The 21770-nt window shown below is 67.6% G+C and carries 9 protein-coding genes and 3 pseudogenes; 7 read left to right on the forward strand and 5 right to left on the reverse strand.

Annotated elements, in window-relative coordinates:
* Nucleotides 1-2: 2 nt before the first annotated feature.
* From ACFYW8_RS35930 to ACFYW8_RS35940, 3 genes are read left to right on the forward strand one after another with little or no spacing between them, the layout of a single operon-like run.
* Nucleotides 3-641, forward strand: coding sequence for a PadR family transcriptional regulator (locus tag ACFYW8_RS35930; RefSeq protein WP_389088473.1), 639 nt, complete (start codon nt 3-5; stop codon nt 639-641).
* The gene (locus ACFYW8_RS35935) at nt 638-1663 is read left to right on the forward strand and encodes an ATP-binding cassette domain-containing protein (protein ID WP_389088477.1); all 1026 of its coding nucleotides are present in this window, start codon (nt 638-640) and stop codon (nt 1661-1663) included. Before ACFYW8_RS35930 ends, ACFYW8_RS35935 begins: the two co-directional genes overlap by 4 nt.
* 12 nt (nt 1664-1675) lie before the next feature.
* Entirely contained in the window at nt 1676-2428 is a 753-nt protein-coding gene (locus ACFYW8_RS35940; protein WP_365868450.1) for an ABC transporter permease, read from the forward strand.
* 398 nt (nt 2429-2826) lie between these two features.
* Here the strand turns inward: ACFYW8_RS35940 and ACFYW8_RS35945 are convergent.
* A pseudogene (locus ACFYW8_RS35945) lies at nt 2827-3024 on the reverse strand (CorA family divalent cation transporter); the annotation flags it as partial.
* Nucleotides 3025-3464: 440 nt separating this feature from the next.
* Between ACFYW8_RS35945 and ACFYW8_RS35950 the strand changes: the two are divergent.
* The gene (locus ACFYW8_RS35950) at nt 3465-3608 is read left to right on the forward strand and encodes a hypothetical protein (RefSeq protein ID WP_389088739.1); all 144 of its coding nucleotides are present in this window, start codon (nt 3465-3467) and stop codon (nt 3606-3608) included.
* 229 nt (nt 3609-3837) lie between these two features.
* A pseudogene (locus tag ACFYW8_RS35955) lies at nt 3838-4071 on the forward strand (IS21 family transposase); the annotation flags it as partial.
* A gap of 162 nt (nt 4072-4233) precedes the next feature.
* Here the strand turns inward: ACFYW8_RS35955 and ACFYW8_RS35960 are convergent.
* The gene (locus tag ACFYW8_RS35960) at nt 4234-8148 is read right to left on the reverse strand and encodes a hypothetical protein (RefSeq protein ID WP_389088483.1); all 3915 of its coding nucleotides are present in this window, start codon (nt 8146-8148) and stop codon (nt 4234-4236) included.
* 640 nt (nt 8149-8788) lie between these two features.
* Here ACFYW8_RS35960 and ACFYW8_RS35965 point away from each other — a divergent pair.
* Nucleotides 8789-15730 carry an RHS repeat-associated core domain-containing protein gene (locus ACFYW8_RS35965; RefSeq protein WP_389088489.1) on the forward strand — a complete coding sequence of 2314 codons (6942 nt, stop codon included), beginning with the start codon at nt 8789-8791 and terminating at the stop codon, nt 15728-15730.
* A 627-nt stretch (nt 15731-16357) separates the two neighbouring features.
* On the opposite strand, the pseudogene ACFYW8_RS35970 reads toward ACFYW8_RS35965, so the two are convergent.
* Both ACFYW8_RS35970 and ACFYW8_RS35975 read right to left on the reverse strand, forming a co-directional pair.
* Nucleotides 16358-17580 (reverse strand): annotated as a pseudogene (locus ACFYW8_RS35970) (tyrosine-type recombinase/integrase).
* A gap of 165 nt (nt 17581-17745) precedes the next feature.
* A complete protein-coding gene (locus ACFYW8_RS35975; protein WP_389088494.1) occupies nt 17746-18978 on the reverse strand; it encodes a magnesium and cobalt transport protein CorA in 1233 nt (410 codons plus the stop codon).
* Between the two features lie 248 nt (nt 18979-19226).
* Here ACFYW8_RS35975 and ACFYW8_RS35980 point away from each other — a divergent pair, with 248 nt between their 5' ends.
* Nucleotides 19227-20333: a winged helix DNA-binding domain-containing protein gene (locus ACFYW8_RS35980; RefSeq protein WP_389088498.1), complete on the forward strand. Its 1107-nt coding sequence runs from the start codon at nt 19227-19229 to the stop codon at nt 20331-20333.
* Between the two features lie 225 nt (nt 20334-20558).
* Here ACFYW8_RS35980 and ACFYW8_RS35985 read toward each other — a convergent pair whose 3' ends face one another.
* Nucleotides 20559-21350: a S1 family peptidase gene (locus ACFYW8_RS35985; protein WP_389088502.1), complete on the reverse strand. Its 792-nt coding sequence runs from the start codon at nt 21348-21350 to the stop codon at nt 20559-20561.
* Between the last annotated feature and the right edge of the window lie 420 nt (nt 21351-21770).

A 21770-nucleotide genomic window follows, 5' to 3' on the forward strand; every position in this document is an offset into this window, starting at 1 on the left:
CTGTGACGGTGCGCAAACGGCCGGTGTCCAATCTGCTGGGACTCGCGGTCCTCGGACTGCTGCTGGAGCAGCCGATGCATCCCTACGAGATGGCCGCGACCTTGCGGGAGCGCGAGAAGGACGCCAGTTTCAAGGTCAAGACCGGTTCGCTCTACGACGTCGTCGAATCCCTGGTGCGGGCGGGCTGGATCGCCGAGCACAGCACCGAACGCGCCGGACGCCGGCCGGAGCGCACCGTGTACGCCCACACCGAGCTGGGCCGCAAGGAGTTCATGAGCTGGCTCGACGAACTCGTCCGCACCCCGGTGAAGGAGTACCCCAGCTTCCTCGCCGCGGTGAGCTACCTCGGCGCCCTGGGGCCCGAACGCGCCGTCGAGGCTCTCGGGGAACGCATCGCCCGCCTGGACGAGCAGATCGACGAGGCCCGCCAGGCACAGGCCGACGTGCTGGGTCAGCACACGCCACGGCTGTTCGTGATCGAACTCGAATACGCCCTGACCATGGCCGAAGCCGAGCGGGACTGGGCTCGGCGGATCGTCGGCGAGATTCAGAACGGCACCCTCACCTGGCCCGAACTCATCACGAGGGAAGGCCGTCAGGTGTGGACCGACCACGACGAGACCGAAGGACAGCAGGCATGACCGCACCACCCGCAACGCACCAGCGGGCCGAACCGTATCCGCCGAGGAAGGCGTTACCCATGATCCAGGCCAAGGGGCTGGCCAAGACGTTCCACACCAAGCAGGGCTCGGTCCAGGCTGTGGCCGGAGTCGACTTCACCGTCAACGCGGGAGAAATCGTCGGCTTCCTCGGGCCCAACGGCGCAGGCAAGACGACCACCATGCGCATGCTGACCACCCTGCTCCCACCGAGCTCGGGTACGGCCGTCATCGCCGGCTGCGATCTGCTGCACGAGCCCGCGAAGGTCCGCACACACATCGGTTACGTCTCCCAGGCGGGCGGCGCCAAGCCAAGCTCCCCGGTCCGCCGGGACATCGTCCTGCAGGGCCGCCTCTACGGCATGTCCCGCCCCGAGGCCGAGGCCCGCGCCGACGAGGTGATCGCCCAGCTCGGTCTCGGGGACCTCGCGAGCCGCGCCATCCGGACGCTCTCGGGCGGCCAGCGACGCCGCGTCGACATGGCGCTGGGCCTGGTGCACCAGCCGAAGCTGCTCTTCCTCGACGAGCCCACCGCCAACCTCGACCCCGAGAGCCGCAACGGCGTCTGGGACCACATCCGCCGCCTGCGTGACGAGCAGGGCACCACCGTGTTCCTCACCACTCACTACCTCGACGAGGCCGACAACCTCTGCGACCGTGTCCTGATCATCGACAAGGGCCGCATCATCGCCGAGGACAGCCCGCGGAGCCTGAAGGCCGCCATCTCCCACGACACCATCGAGATCGAGGTCGACGGCGACGCCGCGCGCGCCACCGACCTGCTCGCCGCCCACGCCGACGTCCACGACGTGTCGCTGGACGGCTTCGTTCTGTCGGTCGGTTGCCGCGACGCCGAGCGCCTCCTCGCCGACCTGCTGCGCGTGCTCGAGTCCGCGCGCATCCGGGTGGAATCCCTGCGTGTGGTGAAGCCCACGCTCGACGACGTCTTCATGACCATGACCGACCGCCGTCCGCAGCGAGACGCGGACGCCGTCCACGCCTGAGGGGAGCCGTAGATGCACACGATCCGAGACGCGGCGATCGTTTTCCGCGACGAGGCCGCCGCTGTGGCACAGAAGAGGATGGGTCTGCTCATCGGGCTCGTCCAACCGTTCGTCTACATGGCCCTGTTCGGCCCCCTCCTGGTCAGAACGCTGCCGGAGAGCGGCGCGTCGGCCTGGCAGATCTACATCCCGGGCCTGCTCGTCCAACTGGGCTTGTTCGCCACCGGCTACGCGGGGTTCGGACTGATCCCCGATGTCCGTTCGGGCTATCTGGAACGACTGCGGGTGACCCCGGCGAGCCGACTCGGGCTACTGCTGGGACGGGTGATCTGGGACGTGCTGGCGCTGCTCGTCCAGTCGGTCGTCATCGTCCTCATCGCCATGCTCTTCGGGCTGCGTGCTCCGGTAGGGGGCGTGCTGGCAGCCATCGCCATGATGATGCTCGTGGGGATCAGCCTGGCCTTCCTCTCGTACTCGCTGGCGCTGAAGCTGACATCGGAGTGGCTCTTCGCGCCCGTCCTCAACGCCATCGCCCTGCCTCTGATGCTGCTGTCCGGCATCCTCCTTCCACTGACCCACGCTCCCGGCTGGCTGAAAGCGATCGGCTCCGTCAACCCCCTGCGCTACGCGGTGGACGCCATGCGCGGATTCTTCGCCGGCGAGTACGGCTCACACGCCGTCCTGACCGGCATGTGCGTGGTGGTCGGCCTGATGATCGTGTCGGCGGTGGCCGGCACCCGCATCTTCGCCAGGTACAACGCTTGAGCCTCTTACGCCTTCGCTGTCGTCACAGGCGTGGTGGGCGATCGGCGCGGTACTGCCACTCGATGACGTTCACGGCGGCCGGCGGACCTCCCTTCGGCTGCCGCAGCTGATCAAGCTCCTCCGCCGGCACCGGCAGGAGCGGAGCGGGAACGCATCGTGGCCGGTGCCGTCCGGGCGGACAGGGGCACATCTTCGCCTCGCCGGCCGGGGGCCACCGGTCCCGTTGCGGGCGTGCGCGAGATGGGCCGACGGCTGTGGCGCCCGTCATCCGCCGGCCCATCGGGGAGTGGCGGGCCGGAGACGGTGTGTCCCGGAACACCGGGACACACCGTCGGGCTCCTGCACTGCTCAGGCTCCCTTCCGGCGGCGAGTCCGCTGGTGCTGGTGGCCGGCCGGGCCTAGAGCCAGTCCCGTCGCTTGAAAATCACGTACAGACTGGCGCAGACCACCCCCATCAAGCCGATTGCGAAGGGGTATCCGAAGCGCCAGCTCAACTCCGGCATGTGGTCGAAGTTCATCCCGTAGATCGTCCCGACCAGCGTCGGGGCGAACAGGATCGCCGCCCACGACGAGATCTTCTTGAAGTTGTCTACCTGGGAGCGCTGACCTGGGAGGATATCGAAAAAGAGGGCTCCGGCCTGGGCTGATCCGTCTTTCTGGATCTTTCACGCTCTTGCCCGGTTACGCGGTCGACTCTCCCCACACGCTCCCCAGAGCCGCTCGTACTCCCCAAATTCTCCCCAGAGAACGGGCCCACGCGTGGTCGGTGGGGCGTGCTACAGAAGCTCCGCCGGTGGGACCGGTGATCACAGGCGGTTACTGTCGACGGTTGGGACAGATGCCGTCGGCAGTCGGTGCCGCCCATTTTGGCTGTCTCTCCATGACCTCCGGATGGCGTTGGCCCGCTTTTAGAAGTCCTGACAGAAGCTGTTGATCATGTGACCTTCGGCTTGGACGTCAGTTGGTCCGAGCGTGGGGGAAACGTCAGTCGCGGCTGTGGACAGCGTCGGATGAACTGTGGTCGTTTATCGAGCCCTTGCTGCCCGGGGCGGCACCGAAGCCGGCCGAGGGCAGACCGCGGGTGCCGGACCGGCAGGCCTTGTGCGGGATCCTGTTCGTGCTGCATACCGGCATCAATGGGATTACCTGTCGCAGGAGTTGGGCTTCCGCTCGGGCATGACCTGCTGGCGGCGCCAGGCCGCGTGGAACGAAGCCGGCGTGTGGGATCAACTTCATCTGGTGCTGCTGAGGGTTGGACTGGTCGCCGGCGGTGATCGACTCCTCGCATGTACGGGCGGTCCGGCGGGGCCCAAAAGCGGAGCCAGCCCGGTTGACCGCGCGGCCAGGCAGCGAGCACCACGTCGTCACCGACGCCGAGGTCATCCCGCTCGCGGTGTCGCTGAGAAGCGCACGTCGCGGCCTTCCGCTACTTCGGTGGACACCGAGCCGGCTTGTGCCGGACAACCTGAAGACCGGCGTCGACAAGCCCGACCTGTACGACCCCAAAATCAACAAGGCATACGCCGAACTCGGCACCCATTACGGGGCGTTGGTTGACTCAGCCCGCGCACTCCGTCCGACGGGCAAGCCACGGGGTCGAGCGCCCTATGCCCTACATCCGTGACTTGCTCTGGCGCAGGAGGTAGTTCACCTCGATCGAGCACATGCAGGCCGAGGCCGTCACCTGGGCCCGTGAAATCGCGGAGCGGAGCCCGTGCCGGCCGCTGGGCAGGGGCACACATGAGCGCGGCACGGTCTGGGTGCGCCACAAGAGCGCTGTGGTGCACCCAGCCGCTGTGACTGCGTTACGCGTCCGGCCCGAGTGAGGCGAGGTCGTAGGCGTTGCTGATGGTGAGGTAGCCGTCCGGTGTGAGGTTGACGTGGTCGCCGGAATCGAAGTCCGCGGGGGCCGCGTCGTTGCCCAGTTTCAGTGCCTGTGGATCTGCTGCACTCGTTGGGTCCGGGACGGAGACGAGTGACTCCGCGTCCATGTAACTCACAGTGGGCGAAGTGAGGTCGAACTGGTCGGTGATCCAGGTGTTGGTGTCGATGCGGTTCTGGTCGACTGCCGCAGTGCAGGTGGTGTAGCCGTCGCAGGGAGTCAGGGTCGTGAAGACGACCTTGATGCCCCAGCCCTTGAGCTGGTCGCGGAGCAGTCCGAGTGCGTTGTCGATGTCGACGTCGTCGTGGCCTGCGACAATGTCCTCCAGGCCTTGGGTGACCACGACCGTGCGGATGTTGGGGATCGAGAGGACATCCCGGTCCAGGCGGGTGACTGCCGCGCGACCGCCGGCGCCGGCGCCCTGGTCCGTGCCGAGGTAGTTGTTCTCGATGCCGGAGGCCACGACTCCGTAGACCGGGATGTTGTCGGTGTTGATGCGCAACCGGTAGGACAGCCACTGGTTGACGCGCTCGTTCTCCCAGCCCGCGGTGTTGCCTGCGGTCCGGGTGTTGATCATGTTGTCACCGAGCACGGAGACCGTCGGCCGGTGATCCGAGGTGGTGACGTCCACTTCGGTGAGAATGTCGGAGAAGCGGCCGGAGACGAAGCCCGTCGCCGTGAATGCTGTGCCGAGGGTGTCCGCGGTGTGGTCGCCGCTGCCGACGGGGCTGATGTAACTGAGGGTGTCTGTTGCTGTCCAGGGGTGCATGACCAGGTAGCTCACCTTGTTGACGAGGTGCATGCTGGTCGTCAGTGATGCGCCGGGGCTCATGGCCATCGGGATCGGGTCGCTGTAAAGTTCGCCGCCCTCGGGAATCACGATCGACTTGCTGCCGCCGAACGACACGTCGACGGGCGCGGCTGCGGTCGTCGCGCCGCTGCTGTACCGGGCGACGGTGACGTGGTCGAGGGTCAGCGGGTCGGTGCCCAGAGCGTTGGACAGCCGCAGCCGGACGTTGTCGCCGCCGGCGCTGGTCTGGGTGACCGTTCGGATGGTCTGGTTGGTGAAAGCGCCCATGCTGGGGAACTGGAACCGTTCCTCGGTGGGTGCGCTCCAGCTGCCGGTCCAGGTGGCACCGTTGGCCGCCGTGGTGTTGTCGCGGACGGACATGCCGACGATGTGCAGCCCGGGGACGTACTGGCGGGCGGCGGCGGCGAGGTCCGGCAGGGTCACCGAGTCGAGGGTGGCGCCGTCTTTCAGGGGCACGGCGAAGGCGTAGATGTTGGTGCTGCGGGTCTGCTGGGCGCTGGGGGTGTTGCGGTGGAGCAGGGTGACGGCGGCCAGGGTGTCCGAGCCGTAGACCCAGTCGGGCATGGTCAGGTAGTAGGACTGTGATGTGCCGTCACCGTAAGTGAGGGATCCGGTCGGGGTGGTGCAGTCCTCGTAGGTGCCGTTGCCCAGGTTGCAGTTGGTTGCCGAGGTGTTCGTGTTGTCCGGCACGACAGGGCTCGTGGTGTCGCCGTACTGGTGCTGGGAGCCGATGAATCCGTAGGTGGAGAAGCCGAGGAAGACCAGGGCCCGGCCGCTGGTGCCGTTCATCTGGATCGTCTGGTTGGCGGCCATCACGTTGTCGCCGGTGCCGGCACCCCAGTTGGGCAGGGTGAAGGTGGCGCCGTCCACGGTGACCTTGCCGCCGGGCTGCCAGCCCGCCGCCTTGAGGTCCTGCAGCGAGAGGGTGGATCCCACGCCGTCGGCGTCGGCGGTGGTGCGATTGGTGTCGTCGGTGGTGGCGGTGTTGTTGAAGGCGGCCTGGAGGCTGGTGTAGGTCTTCGTGGCGTGGCCCAGCGCGGTGAACTCGTACTGCTGCTGGGAGGAGACGTTGCCGGCCGAGTCGACGGCGTAGACGTAGAGGGTGTGCGTGCCGGGTGCCACCGGGGTCACGGTGATCGTGGCCGCGTTGTTGCTCGCCGTCGCGGTCTGTGAGGCGGGGGTGTTGGAGACGGGCGGGGCGGTGTCCAGTCCGTAGAGGAACTTGGCGGCGTTGTTGCCACTGCTGCCCGGGTTCACCGAGACGGTGAACTTGCCCGCGGTGCCCGCCAGGGTGGTGCCGGCCGCGTCCTCCGGGTAGAGGTTGTCCGCGGTCTTGACGGTCGGCTGGGCGGGACTGTGCAGGTCGACGGTGAAGTGGCAGGTTGCCGAGGTGGCGGAGGTGTCCTCACCGTCCGAGGAGGTGACCTTCCAGCTGACCACGCTGCCGTCGGCAAGCCCGTTCATGAAGGAGGAGGACAACTGCTTGGGCGCGTTGGCGCCGCTGGCGACGGTGGCGCTGGTGGTCGTGGTGGCCGTTCCGCTGCCCGCCCAGTACGAGTAGGTGGCGGCCAGAGCGTCCTTGTCGGTGTCGCTGACCTTGGCGTTGAGTGTGGGCGGTGTGGTGGCCAGGGTCTTGCCGACGATCGGGTAAGGGGTGGCCGTGCCGCAGCCGAGCGAGGTGGAGCCGACCTTGGTGGCCAGAGTGCCGGGCTTGTTGGGCACGTGGTTGTAGGTGATGGACATGGAGGGGTTGTTGTCGAACCTCTTGAAGTAGTCGCCGTCGCCGCTGCTGTTCTGGCTGTTGACCAGCGCGAAGGTCCAGCTCTTCCAGTGTGCCGCGGCGCCCTTGGCGATGGTGGAGGTCACCGTGAAGCCACCGGAGGGCTCGCTGGTGCAGGCCGGACCGAAGCTCTTGGTGGCCAGCTTGCTGGTCAGTGACGGCTTGCTGTTCCAGGTGGTTCCTGAGCTGATCGCGCCCGACCAGTACAGGTGGATGTCCGAGGAGAGACTGCAACTGGCGGAGTAGTTCTCCTTGGCGTCCACGGTGGCCGAGACGATGTGCGCGTTGTAGATGCTGGAGGGGACGGCGAGCTGGAAGTAGGAGCGTTCGCCGCCGATGCAGTCGGACCAGCTGTTGTAGCCGGTGCCGGGGTCGCCGTACTGGATGGAGTCGTAGTTCTTCGCGGTGGGGCAGCCCTGCTGGGTCTCCACGTAGTGCTGTTTGGCACCGCTGGCGTAGTGCGGGTTCCAGGTCGGGTCGATGAAGACCGGGAACCTGGTGTGCGCGCCGGTGAGCAGCTTGGCATCGGGGGTCAGGGAGAGTGTGTGGCCGTGCAGGCGGCCAATCACACGTGCGGCGTGGGCTTTGGGGGCGGGCCCTGCTTCCGGGGCGGCACGCTGGTCGCCGATGCCGCTGGAGTCCCACATCGCCGGTTGCGGGGCGCTGAAGAGGACCTGCCCGTCGGGCGTGGTCGCGGCGAGGTTGCCCTGTCCGTCGTCGGCTACGGTCACGCCTTTGGCCTGCGTGGTCAGGGCGAGTTGGGCGAGTCCGGGGTCGGCCGCGGCGCGCGCGTTCTTGACGACGAGGACCTCGGACCAGCCGCCCTGGGTGTCGGCGGTGAGCTTGAGGTCCACGTCGGGCAGCACGCCCGGGTAGGTCAGGCTTGCGCCGACGACGTGAGGGGTGGGCAGCGGGTGCGGCCAGGACAGGGCGAGGGACGCGTTGCCCTTGGCCATGGTGGCGAGCGGGATGCTGCCGCCACCGGAGAAGACGAGCGGCTCGGCCGCTGCCTTCGGGCTGAAGGTGCCGTCCGTGTTGCGGGTCAGGGTGGCGTCCACCGGAATCCAGTGGTGGGCCTTGCGCACCCGTACCGGCAGCAGGCTGGAATCGTAGGTGACTGTGCCGGACGGGTTCGCCGTCGTGGTGGCCGTCTCGGTGGTCAGGGCGTCGACACGGACTGGCTCACCAGTCGCCGTGGCCTGCTTCTGGGCGCTGGACAGCGCCGTCCGCTCGGCTGTCGTCAGCACGCCGTCGTCGGACGGACGCAACGAACCGGTCGGCTCCGGCGGCTTTGTGTCATCCGATGGCGCCGGAGTCAGATCCGGCTGGCTGGTGTTGACGTCCGCGACGGATCCCGGGGCGGAGTCGGCCGCGGCCGACTGGGCGGCGAGTGGAGCCAGGCAGAGCGCACTGACCGTTGCTAAGGCCAGGAACCGGGCCGGTATTCGCGGGTTCTTTTTGAATGGACCGACGGAGGAACGTCGGCGGAATCGGTCGGACATCTGCCCCCCAATTTGAGTCCGAATGAAAAGTGCCTGTGGGCGCGAGGGAGGCTACCCGTAGTCACGTCAAGACGACAACAGCCTTAGGAGGAGAGCCGAGGTTGTGAAGTCGTTGGGCGAATATGTCAAGCATTCAACCTTGCTGACTGGTGGGCCAGTTGAGACTCTTCCTGAGTAATCGAACACGTTTGTATCGAAGTTGACGCATTCGACCTCGGGCTTTGGTTGGATGCAGGGGAGTGCATGGTGATCTCTATACCTTTTGATCGTGTGAAATGACTGTGAGGGGCGTCCATGGTCTGATCAAATTCTCCCTTGGTAGCCGTGCTGGAATGGGGGGTCCGGAGTGCGTCGGAATTTACGTTGGCGGATTTACAGAAAGACCATGCGGATACGCAGGGTGCCCGCCTTATGGATTGTGGCCGTCAGCACACTCGGCCTGCTCGTCGGCTTTGTCGCGCCGACGGACGCGCTTGCCGCCGGACAGCACGCTGACTATCTCGTCAAGGCGAAGCAGGAACGATCGGTGCCGGTCTCGCCGGTCAGGGGCAAGGCCGCCAAAGTGCCGCAGATGGCCCGCTGGAGCGCCTCCCGAGCGCACAGGACCTGGCCCGCCAAGGGGGCAGCCGACGTCGCGGTTCCCGCACGGGGCACTGCCGCCAAGCGGATTGGCGGCGTTCCGGTGACCGTTGCGCAGGCGGAAGACGGACGCCGGGTGGTTGCGGGCGCTCGCGTGCACGTGTCGCTGCCGGGGCAGACGGCCGCCCAGAAACTGGGCGTGCGCGGCGTCGTTCTCACCGTAAGGCCGGACGGCACCACTTCGGGCGGCACCGCCCAAATAGGCCTGGACTACTCGGCGTTCAAGGACGTCTACGGTGGCGACTGGGCCGGCCGACTGCGCCTCGTCCAGCTTCCGGCCTGTGCGCTGACCACGCCGCAGGCCCCCGCATGCCGTAAGCAAACTCCGCTGGCCTCGACCAACAACGCCAAGACTCAGACGGTCTCGGCCCAGGTCACGCTGTCCGGTTCGACCGCGGCGCAGCCGCTGGTACTCGCGGCGGCGGCAGCAGCCTCGGGCGGCGGCGGCAGCTACGGGGCCACCTCCCTGGCCCCGTCCGGCCAGTGGTCGGCAGGCAGTTCGAGCGGCGGCTTCAGCTACTCGTACCCCGTTTCCGTGCCCGACGTCCCCGGCAGCCTGGCCCCGAGCGTGTCCCTGGACTACAGCTCGCAGAGCGTGGACGGGCGCACCTCCTCGACGAACGCCCAGTCCTCCTGGATCGGCGACGGCTGGGACTACTCGCCCGGCTTCGTCGAGCGCAGCTACGCCTCCTGCTCCGACGACACGGCGAACGGCTCCCCCAAGACCTCGGACGAGTGCTGGTCCGATGATGTCGACACACTCACCCTGTCCCTGAACGGTTCCTCCAACACCATCGTCCACGACGACAAGTCCAACACCTGGCATCCACAGGGCGACAGCGGCGAGAAGATCGAGGTCAAGACCGACACGGTCAACGGCGACAACGACAACGAGTACTTCGTCGTCACCACCGCCGACGGCACCCAGTACTACTTCGGCAAGAACCGGCTGCCGGGCTGGGCGACGGGCAACGCGACCACCAACTCGGTGTTCACCACGCCCGTCTACGGCAACGACTCGACCGAGCCGTGCCACGCCGCCACTTTCGCCAACTCCTGGTGCCAGCAGGGCTACCGGTGGAACCTCGACTACACCGTCGATCCGCACGGCAACGCCATCAGTTACTGGTACACGTCCGAGACCGGCTACTACGGCCGGGACAACGCCACAACTGCGACCGTGTACGCCCGCGGCGGCTACCTCTCCAAGATCCAGTACGGTCAGCTGGCGGGCAAGGTCTACGACAGCACCGCCCCGGCCGCCGCCCAGGTCTTCTTCGACACCTCCGAGCGGTGCCTGGCCGACTCCAGTTTCGACTGCGCGACGTCGAAGATGACGACGGCCAACGCCTCGCACTGGCCCGACGTCCCAGTCGACCAGACCTGCGCCTCCTCGGGTACCTGCAACAACCACGGTCCCGCCTTCTTCACCACCAAGCGCCTGACGGGTATCCGTACCCAGGCCCTGGTCGGCACCGGCTATCAGGACGTGGACGCCTGGACACTGACCCACACCTTCCCGTCGACCGGGGACACCACCACCCCGTCCTTGTGGCTCAGCCAGATCGTGCACACCGGCAAGGACGGTGGAAGCCTTGACCTGCCTCCGGTGAAGTTCGCCGGCCAGGCACTGGCCAACCGCGTGGACGGCCTCGACGGCTACCAGCCGATCACCCGCTACCGGATGACCACGGTCACCACCGAGTCCGGTGAAGTGATCACCGTCAACTACACCGGGCCGCAGTGCCACCGCACGGGCACACCGGTGCTGCCGTCCAGCGAGGACAACAACACCTATCGCTGCTATCCGCAGTACTGGACACCGCCGGGACAGACCTCCCCGCAACTGGACTGGTTCAACAAGTTCCTCGTCAACTCCGTCACGGCACAGGACCCCAGGGCCGGCGGCCTGCCCGTCCAGACCTCCTACACCTACGTCGGCGACCCGGCCTGGCACTACAGCGACGATCCGATGGCCCAGGTCAAGTACCGCACCTGGAACCAGTGGCGCGGCTACGGCACGGTCGAGACCCGCACCGGCACGGCACCCGCGAAGATCACGCTGTCCCGGGCGACGTTCTTCCGCGGCATGGACGGCGACAAGACCTCCGCCAAGCCCCGCGGCGTCACGCTCAACGACACGGCCAACGACGACCCGCAGAAGGACTCCGACTGGCTGGCCGGCCAGACCTTCGAGGCGCAGTCCTTCAACGGCGACGGCGGCGAACTGCTCTCGGACAGCGTCACCGACCCCTGGAGCTCGGCGGCGACGGCCACCCAGGACCGCACGAAGGCGAATCTGGACCCGCTGATCGCACACCGCACCAACATCCAGCGGGCCCGCACCGTCACCACCAAGGCGGACGGCACCAAGCGCACCACCGAGACCGACTACACGATCGACGGCGCCACCGGCCTGCCCCAGACCATGGACGACCTGGGCGACGTCGACACGTCCACCGACGACAAGTGCACCCGCACCTGGTACGACACGGACGCCTCCGGCAACCTTCTGCCGGTGCCGCGCCGGGTCCAGGAGGTGGCCGTCTCCTGCTCGACCACCCCGAAATACCCGCAGGACCTGCTCAGCGACGACCTGACGTTCTTCGACGGTTCCACAGACAACACCGCCACCCCCACCAAGGGGGACGTGACGATGGTCCAGAAGGCCGACTCGGTGGCGGCCGACGGCACCCCGCACTACATCACGGCGCTGAAGAACACCTACGACTCCTACGGCCGCGAACTCACCGAGACCGACGCCGACGGCCGCGTCACGACCACCGCCTACACCCCCACGACCGGCTCTTCCCCGACCTCCATCACGTCCACCCGGCCGAAGGTCACCGGCCAGACGGCCGGCTTCACCACAACGACCACACTGGACCCCGCCCGCGGCCTCGACCTGAAGACCACGGACGCCGCCGGCTACTCCACCACCAGCACCTACGACCCGCTGGGCCGCCTGACCGCGGTGTGGAACCCGGGCTTCCCCACTGACAACAACCCCAACACCAAGTACAGCTACAACCTCTCACCGTCGGTGCCCTCCACGGTCACGACCCAGACCCTCCAGGACAACAACGCCTACCGCACCAGCATCTCGATCTACGACGCGATGCTGCGCCCGCGCGAGACGCAGACGGCGACCGTCGACGGCGGCCGCACGATCACCGACACGGTCTACGACTCGCACGGCTGGGTGGTCAGCTCCTCCGACGCGTACTACAACACCGGCGCCCCGTCCGGCACGCTGGTCGACGCACCCGACAACAAGACGCCGTCCCAGACCGGTGCGGTCTACGACGGCGCGGGCCGGGTGACCGCCTCGATCGCCTACCACTTCGCATCCGAGACATGGCGCAGCACCACGGCCTACCCCGGCGCCGACCGCGTCGACGTCACCCCGTCCGCAGGCGACACCCCCTTCGGCGCCACACCCACCACCACCTACACGAACGCGCGCAACCAGTTGGTCAAACTGCTGCGCTACCACGGCACAACAGCCAGCGGCGCCGCAGACACCGTCACCTACGCCTATGACGCCTCCGGCCACCAGACCGGCCAGGACGACGGACAGAGCCACACCTGGAGCAGCGGCTACGACCTCCTCGGCCGCCGGACCTCCCAGACCGACCCGGACACCGGCTCCTCCAGCTCGACGTACGACAACGCCGGCCAGTTGCTGACGACGACCGACGCCCGCGGCAAGACCATAAGCTCCACGTACGACGAGATGGGCCGCAAGAAGGCCGAGTACGACATCACCGGTGGCGCCACGCCGTCGACGACCAACGAGCTGGCCTCCTGGACGTACGACTCGCTCAAGAAGGGCAAGCCCACCGCGTCCACCCGCTATGTGGGCGGCACCGGCGGATTCGCCTACACCGAGAAGGTGTCCGGATACGACAGCCACGGCTGGCCGCAGGCCACCCAACTCACCGTGCCCGCGTCCGAGGGGGCCCTGGCCGGCAACTACATCCACCAGAACACGTACAACCTCACCGGCACGCTGCGGAGTTACACCGACCAGGACCCGGCCGCCGTCTCGCTGCCGCAGGAAACCGTCTCCTACAACTACGACGCGTACGGCCGCCCCACGTCTGTCGGCGGCACCACGAACAGCTGGGACTACGTCGACAAGCTTAGCTACACGGAGTTCGACGAGCCGTACCAGTTCACCTACGGCACCTCGGGCAACTTCGCCCAGCAGACCCTGAACTACGACGACCAGACCCACCGTCTGTCGGACTCCACGACCGTCACCCGGTCCGGCGCCGCGATCGCCGACAAGACCGGCTACACGTACCAGCCGTCCGGCAACGTCACCAAGATCACCGACAAGCTGGAGACCGGCACGACCGACACCCAGTGCTTCGGCTACGACTGGGCGCAGCGGCTGAAGAACGCGTGGACGGCCACGGACGACTGCGCCGCCACCCCGGCGCCCGGAGCCTCCACCACGGTGGGCGGCACCTCGCCGTACTGGCAGTCCTGGAGCTACGACGCGACGGGCGCCCGGTCCTCCCAGGTGGACCACGACCCGTCGGGCGACACCTCCCACGACGCGACGTCCTCCTACGACCAGGTCAAGGCGGGCAAGGGCCCGGCCCACGCGGTGTCCAAGGTGGACAAGGTGACGCCCGGCGACGCGGCGGCCGACACCACCAACTCCTACACGTACGACGAGGACGGCAACGTCCACACGCGCACCACCCGCGCGGGGACGGACACCCTCGACTACGACGACGAGGGCAACCTCTCGGAACTGTCCTCGACAGGCTCCAGCGGTGACACCAAGTACCTGTACGACGCCGGCGGCAGCCTTCTGATCCGGCACAGCCCGGACGCCACCACCCTCTACACCGGTGACGAGGAGATCACCCTCAAGACGGGCGCCACCAGCGCCGACGGCGTGCGCTACATCTCCATCGCCGGCGAGACCGTGGCAACCCACTCCTCCGACGGCAAGTTCACCTACCTCGTCCCCGACCGCCAGGGCACCGGCACCCTGGCCATCGACTCCCAGACCCAACAGGTAACCCGCCGCCAGTACAAGCCCTTCGGCGAAACACGCGACCAGTCCGGAACCTGGATCGGGCAAAAGGGGTACGTCGGCGGCACCCAGGACGACAACACCGGCCTGACCAACCTCGGCGCCCGCGAATACGACCCCTCCATCGGACGCTTCCTCAGCCCCGACCCCCTCCTCGACCCAGGCTCCCCGCAATCCTGGAACGCCTACGACTACGCGGACGACACCCCCGTCACCACCTCCGACCCCACCGGCGGCTGCGCGGACATCGACTGCCCGACCCGCAACTGCGCCTACTGCATCAACGGCACACCCACCGACTCCGACTCCATGCACCGGGCCATGAACGACCACCCCGGCTCGGGCAGCACCCCCAACAACACCAAGGCATACGCCAAGAAGTACAAGGCCGACATCAGCAACTCCACCGCGAACGCCCAGGCGGAGGAACGCGCCCTCCAGCGACAGAAAGCAACAGCAGACGCAGCCGCCGCAGCAGCCAAAAAGCAAGCCTCAGGCTTCAAACACCGCCTGCTCAGCCTGGTCGCAGACATCATCGGCCTCACCGACGCCTACAACTGCTTCACCAAGGGCGACGTCATGGGCTGCGTCAACACCGCCCTGACCGCAGTCCCCTGGGGCAAGATCTTCAAGGCCATCAAGGTCGGCGTCGAAGCGTTCAAGATCTGGCGATCCCTGGACCGGGCCTACACCGTGGTCAAGGACGCGGAGGAGGCAGCCAAGATCGCCGAGGACGCTGTCAAGGCTGAACACATGGTCATGGAAGCGGAGAAGGCAGAGGGAGCCGGAGCCGAAGCAGCCAGTTGCGCAACGCACAGCTTCGTACCCAGCACAGAAGTCCGCCTCGCAGACGGCTCGTCCAAACCGATCAGCAAGATCAAAGCCGGTGACACGGTCCTGGCCACCGACCCCCAGACAGGTGTCACGGCCCCGGAGAAGGTCCAGAACGTCATCATCACCACGACGGACAAGGACTTCACCACCCTCACCCTGGACGCGGCCCCCACCCGCGGCCCGCCCCGGCACACGAAGACTCACGGGCCGGCCAAGCAGACCCTCACCACCACCTGGCACCACCCCTTCTGGGACGCCACCCACCACCGCTGGACCGACGCCCACGACCTGACCCCCGGCACGAAGCTCCGCCAGGCCGACGGCACCGGCGTCGTCATCCTCGGCGTCCATAGCTTCCACCAGCACGCCACCACGTACGACCTCACCGTCGAAACCCTGCACACGTACTATGTGCAGGCGGGAAGCACGCCAATCCTGGTGCACAATACGAGCTGCCCAGTCTCGGTGAATGACGCAGGTCGATATGCAGACTTGAAGGGTGTCGTAGGCGATGGTCTTGAAGCTCATCACATGCCTCAGGATGGCCTGGGCTTTGCACCGAAGGCTGATGGCGGTTCGATCGTGCTGACGCGAGCCGATCACATGCTCACTCGGACCTGGGGTGCCAGGGGGGCTGCGACTAAATTGGCCGAGGCTGGCTTGCCTTTCCGCACTGTCCTCGCCAGGGACGTTTGGGATCTTCGGCGCATCGGCCAGCTCAATTATGGTGACCCGGGGTACTTCAATAAGGGAATTCAGGGCCTATTTGCCTACTATCGCAAAACTGGCCAACTGTAACGGAGCGGCATGATGGCAATTCGACGCGAAGTAGAGATCTTGGCTGAGGCTGGCCCCCTGCCTTCGGAGGATGAGGCTACCCCGGAGGAGTTGGAAGAGTGGGAGCGGCTGCTCAAGCAGGTCGCTGAGCCCTTGTCGGATGATGAGGCTCAGCTCTTGCTGGCAACCTTCGGCCCAGATGGTTGTTTCGGACTGGCGTGGTTCGTCCTGCATCTGATTGAAAGCGCCCCGGGTGCTTTGACGGCAGTTTACGTAGTTAACGTAGACAATGAATGGGTAAAGTTGCTGGAGGATCGACGCGGCCAGAGGTCATAATTTTCCGATGCTGGCTCACGGCGTTCCCGCCTTGGCTTTTTCCGGCGCTGGCAAATTTTACTATTTGGTCAGCAGTCAGCGGATTTCTGAAAATTATGACCACGCGGCATTGCCTAATTGAGGGTTGGGTCATTTGGTTCCAATGGCGCCGGTCGTTGATTTCCCTTCTGTTCATATGCGGGGAACTTGCAACTTCTGCTCGCGCAAGGCAGAGGGCTCTTGATTGGAAATATGGGAGGCGCCGCCGGATAATTTCCGGCGGGGCCTCCATGGCATGTTGCTGGCGTCTGACGGCAGTAATTGACGGCAACGTCAACGGACGGGTGCTGCACAAAGCGGTGGTTCGTCGCCGTCGTCGGGCCGCGTGGCGGGCTCGGTGGGGTTGCGGAGGGCGTTGCCGAGGAGGTCGATGGCGTCGCGTTGGAGGCGGAGCCGGACGTGGGCGTACACCGTCGCCGTCACCCCGATGTGGGCATGGCCCAACAGCTCCTTGATCACGACGAGTTCGACGCCCTGCTCCAGGAGGAGCGTCGCCGCCGAGTGGCGGAGGTCGTGGAACCGGATGCGGCGGAGCGTGGCCCGGCGGAGCAGGGCGTTGAAGTGCCGGGTGAGAGTGGCCCCCTCGATCGGGCTGCCGTCGGGCCGGGTGGAGACGTAACCGCCCGCCCTCCAGCCCGCCCGCGCCGCCTCGCGTTCCTGGTGCTGCCGGTCGCGGTGCTGTTCGAGGGACTGCAGGCACTCGGTGGGCAGGGCGATCCGCCGTTCCGAGCTCTGCGTCTTGGTGGGGAGGGCGACCAGGCCGCCGCTGTTGGTGCGTTGGAGGGTGCGGCGGATGCTGGCGGTCCCGCCGGCCAGGTCGAGGTCTTCCCAGCGCAGGCCGAGGAGTTCGCCCTTGCGCAGGCCGGTGCGCAGGGCGAGCTCGAACAGCGCGCTCAGCCGGTGCCCGCTGGTGGCGGCGAGGAAGTCGCAGGCCTCCTCGGCGGTGAGGGGTTCGAAGCGGCGGGGCCGGGGTGTGCCCATGCGGACGTTGCGGGGGATCTCCTCCTCGCGGACGGCGTGCTCCAGGGCGGACTTGAGCACAGAGTGCACGTAGGCCAGCGTCAGCGGGGACAGCCGCTTGCGGCAGCACTTCCCGAGCGCGCAGCACTGGCAGGTGGTGCGGAGCTGGTTGAGCCAGGTGCGGACGTCCTTGGCGGTGAGCTTGGCGAGCTTCTTCCGTCCGAGGCCGGGGATGAGGTAGAGCCGGGCGACGGCGGTGTAGCGGGTGTGGGTGTTCTCGCGGAGGTGGTAGACGGCGACGTTCTCCAGCCAGTACGTCAGGTACACAGCCACACTGCTCTGCGCCGAGGGGACAGGGGGCTGCGGTTGCTGGCAGCGATCTTCTCGGTCAGCTCGGCCAATGCCTCCTTACGCAAGCTGCCGTAGACGCGGACGCGTTTGCGGGTGTTGCCGGGGGCGAGGACGTATCCGGCGGCTTCCCAGCGGCTGTCCTTGCGCTGGTAGACGGTTCCGTCGCCGTTGGCGCGGGTGCGGATGAAGTCGGTGAGGGCTGGGTGGGGATGCGGCGGGCGCGGCCGAGGGTGAGGGAGGGTGGGCTGTCATTCATTTCTCCCCGGATTCTCCCCAGGGCCCCTTCTGGCTCGATCCGTGAGAGATGCGAGAGTGAAGCGCGATGAAGAGCTGAGCGTGGTGCGAGGAGCCTAGAGCCAGTCCCTCCGTTTGAAAATCACGTACAAACTGCCGCAGACAACCCCCATCAGGCCGATCGCGAAGGGGTATCCGAAGCGCCAGCTCAACTCCGGCATGTGGTCGAAGTTCATCCCGTAGATCGTCCCGACCAGCGTCGGGGCGAACAGGATCGCCGCCCAGGACGAGATCTTCTTGATCTCCTCGTTCTGTTCGAAGCCCGCCTCCGCCAACGCCCGCATCTCCGCGTTCTGTTGCTGAGTGACCAGGGTCGCGTTGACGGTGAGGATGTCGGTGAGGGCCTGGCGGAAGCCGTCGACGCGTTCGCTGGTGTGCGTGACGTGGTCGGCGACGTCACGGAGGTAGCGCTGGAGCTCCTCGTCCGTGCGGTACTTGGCGAAGCCGGCCATCAGGCTGTGCAGCATGCCGACCAGTGGGCGGGTGGCACGCTGGAACTCGACCATCTCGCGCGAGAGTTCGTAGATACGGCGGGACGCCGCCGGGTCGCCGCGGAAGACCTCGGTCTCGATCTCGTCGATGTCGTTCTGGACGCCGGAGACCACCGGGACGTAGCCGTCGACGACGGAGTCGAGGATCGCGTAGAGGACGGCTTCCGGACCGAGCCTCAGCAGCTCCGGGCTGCTCTCCATGCGACGGCGCACCGCGGAGAGGTCCGGTGCCGCGCCGTGCCGGACCGTGATCACGAAGTCGGGTCCCACGAACACGTGCAGCTCGCCGAAGTCGACCTCCTCGACCGCGTCCAGATAGCGCGCGGCGCTCAGCACGACGAAGAGCGTCTCGCCGTAGCGCTCCAGCTTCGGCCGCTGATGTGCCTCCATCGCGTCCTCGACGGCCAGCGGATGCAGGTCGAACTCGGCCGCCAGCGAGTGGAGTTCGGCCTCCGTCGGACGGGCCAGGCCGATCCACGCCATGCCGTCCGGCTGTTCGCGCAGCTCACGGAAGGTCTCGGCCAGCGACGCGGGCGTCGCCACCCGCAGCCCATCGCGGTACAGCGCGGACTGGACGACGCTCGCGACCTCGGCGGGCTCCGGCGCGGGAGGTGGTTCGAGCGGCGCCGGAGGCTGTGGCGGCGGCGCGGACGGCGGGGTCAGGGCGCGCCGCCAGAGGGGCTTCCGCGCGGCCTTCGCGCCGGCCGCACCCTCGGGGTTCCCCGCATTCGCGGAGCTGTCCGCGTCGCTCGTGCTCTTCCGGTTCTTCGAGGCTTGGCGGGCGCGTCGCTCGGACATCGCGGCTGCCTCCAGGGTCGAACGTACGTCTGTGTGATCACGGAGCAGGATATACGGGGCAAACGCTCCGTGAGTGGTCGGCGGCTTCGGCATCGGCTTCGGGATCAGCTTCGGTTTCCGTTGCAGATTCGGCTTCCGTTTCAGATTCGGGATCGGCTTCGGGATCTGGATCGGGATCCGCTTCGGGATCGGGATCGGGTGAGAGTTGCGGACAGGGGGTGTCCGCAAGCGGCGCTAGCGTGCTGGGCATGACGAAGACGACCGCGACGGCCCCCGTGCTCGGCGCCCGCGCCCTCAACCGGGCGACCCTCGACCGTCAGCTCCTGCTGCGCCGTTCCCCGCTCTCCGCGACGGCCGCCGTCGAGCACCTCCTCGGCCTCCAGGCGCAGAACGTGAAGCCGCCGTACTACGCCCTCGCCGCGCGGCTGGACGGCTTCCGGCCCGAGCGGCTGTCGGCCGCCATGGGCGCTCGCGAGGTCGTCCGGATCGTCACCATGCGCTCCACCATCCACACGCACACCGCCGAGGACGCCCTCACCCTGCGCCCGCTGGTGCAGGCCGCCCGCGACCGGGAGCTGGGCCAGTTCCGCAAGGGACTCGTCGGCGTGGACCTGGACCGGCTCGCCGCTGTCAGCCGTGAGCTGGTGGAGGCCGAGCCGCGCACCATGAAGCAGCTGCGCGAGGCACTGCTGGCGAAGTGGCCGGACGCCGACCCGTTCGCCCTCGGCATCGCGGCACGCTGCACGCTGCCGCTCGTCCAGATCACCCCGCGCGGTCTGTGGGGGCGCGGCGGCCAGGTCGCCCTCACCACCGCCGAGCACTGGCTGGGCCGCCCCGCCGAGCCGGCCCCGGCGCCCGACGCCACCGTGCTGCGCTATCTCGCTGCCTTCGGCCCCGCCTCGGTCAAGGACATGCAGACCTGGGCCGGCCTGACCCGGCTCCGCGAGGTCTTCGAGCGGCTCAGGCCCCGCCTGACGACGTTCCGTGACGAGAACGGCGCGGAGCTCTTCGACCTTCCCGGCGCGTCCCGGCCCGACGCCGACACCCCCGCCCCGCCCCGCTTCCTGCCCGAGTTCGACAATCTGCTGCTGTCCCACGCCGACCGCTCCCGGGTCGTCCCCGCAGACCTCAAGGGACGTGCCTGGCAGGGCAATCAGGCCTACCGCACCCTGCTCGTCGACGGATTCCTGTCCGGCCTGTGGAAGCTGGAGGAGGGCACGCTCGTCGTCGAGCCCTTCGGCCGGCTCACCAAGGCTCAGCGGGACGAGGTCACGGCGGAGGGGGAGCGGATGCTCGCGGTGATGCACGAGGGGGAGGGGTACGACCTCCGGTTCGGCACGGTCGCTCGGCCCTGAGGCCCCGTCGCGGTGTGCGACGTGAAGTGGATACGGCTGTGGTGCCGGCGGACGGTTGGGGGGCTGCGGGGAAGCAGCCGTCCGCCGGCAAGTCTGAGGGCCACCGAAGTCGAGGCCGAGGACGGACCGGCGACCTGAGTGGATGAGGGGCGTTGCGGGCCGCTCGTGGAGGCTCGCAACGCCCCTCGGCTTTTACCTGAGGGGTGCTCAGGAGATCATCGGTTGCTACGAGTTGACCTGGGTGGTCACCAGGCTGGAGAACGTCGTCAGGCGGGTGTAGACGCCCGGGTAGCCGGCCTCGGCGCAGCCCTCGCCCCAGGAGGTGATGCCGGCCAGCACACCGCCGATGAGCAGCGGGCCGCCGCTGTCGCCCTGGCAGGTGTCGACGCCACCGGCGGTGTAGCCGGCGCAGACCATGTCGGAGGCCACGTAGTCGGAGCCGTACGAGCTCGCGCAACTGGAGTCGGACACGATCGGGACGGTCGCGGTGCGCAGCTGGTTGGAGGAGCTGCCGTTCTCCGAGGTGGTGCCCCAGCCGACGATGCGGGCGGTGGTGCCGGTCGCGTACAGGCCGGTGTCCGAGGTGGCGACGTACTTCGCCGGGGTGTACGACATCGACGTCGACAGGGTCAGTACGGCCACGTCGTCGCCGTTGGTGGCGTCGGTGTAGGCGGGGTTGATCCAGATCTTGCTGACCTTGCTGACGGTGCCGTTCGTACCGCTGAGGTATGTTCTGCCGCCGACCACGCGGATGCTGCTCGTGCTCTCGCCGGTCATGCAGTGGGCGGCGGTCACGACCTTGTTGGCGGCGACGAGGGTGCCGCCGCAGAACTGGTTCTGCGAGGCGTCGGTGATCTGCATCATGAACGGGTACGCGGTCGTCGTGGTCGTCGTACCGCCGACGATGGGCTGGGGTGCGGCTGCGGCGGAGGGGGCGCCGAGCAGCGTGGTCGCGGCGGCTGCGGCGGTCGCCGCGCAGACGGCGGCGGTCTTTTTGACGCGGTTGAGCCCGAACATCGGTCTCCTTGAAAGTTGCCGGTGGGGGGACGCGCGGGTGTGGGGGGTAGTCACGACGCCTCTGGATGGGGTGTCGTGTGCCCGAGCGAGCGGCACGCCCACACGCTAGGGGGTGGGACCGCTCCCTCCCTATGAGGGAACCCCCTAGTGGAGATGGCGGAGGGAAAACCCTTGCATGGGGCGAGCGGTGTTTGACGCGGGCGCCGTCCGGTTGGTCCCGGCCCGCGGGCCTCGTCCGTCTGACGCCCGTTCACCCGGAGGAGTCACCCAGGAGCTCTACCGCCCTGGCCCTGAGCTCTACCGTTCCGGGCCGGAGCGTCACCGTTCCGGCCCGCAGTCTCACCGGTCCGGCGGCTTCCCGGCGGTGCTCGGGTCACCGTTCCGGCCCGTGTCCCCCGCGTACCGCCCTCGGCGGCGGAA

The sequence above is a fragment of the Streptomyces sp. NPDC002742 genome (assembly GCF_042888885.1).
In the GTDB taxonomy this organism is placed as follows: Bacteria; Actinomycetota; Actinomycetes; order Streptomycetales; family Streptomycetaceae; genus Streptomyces.

What these genes read in the sequence shown, in the direction of transcription:
- ACFYW8_RS35935 (WP_389088477.1), top strand. Translation starts at nt 638, where the DNA reads ATGACCGCACCACCCGCAACGCACCAGCGGGCCGAACCGTATCCGCCG.
- ACFYW8_RS35940 (WP_365868450.1), top strand. Translation starts at nt 1,676, where the DNA reads ATGCACACGATCCGAGACGCGGCGATCGTTTTCCGCGACGAGGCCGCC.
- ACFYW8_RS35965 (WP_389088489.1), top strand. Translation starts at nt 8,789, where the DNA reads ATGCGGATACGCAGGGTGCCCGCCTTATGGATTGTGGCCGTCAGCACA.
- ACFYW8_RS35975 (WP_389088494.1), bottom strand. Translation starts at nt 18,978, where the DNA reads ATGTCCGAGCGACGCGCCCGCCAAGCCTCGAAGAACCGGAAGAGCACG.
- ACFYW8_RS35980 (WP_389088498.1), top strand. Translation starts at nt 19,227, where the DNA reads ATGACGAAGACGACCGCGACGGCCCCCGTGCTCGGCGCCCGCGCCCTC.
- ACFYW8_RS35985 (WP_389088502.1), bottom strand. Translation starts at nt 21,350, where the DNA reads ATGTTCGGGCTCAACCGCGTCAAAAAGACCGCCGCCGTCTGCGCGGCG.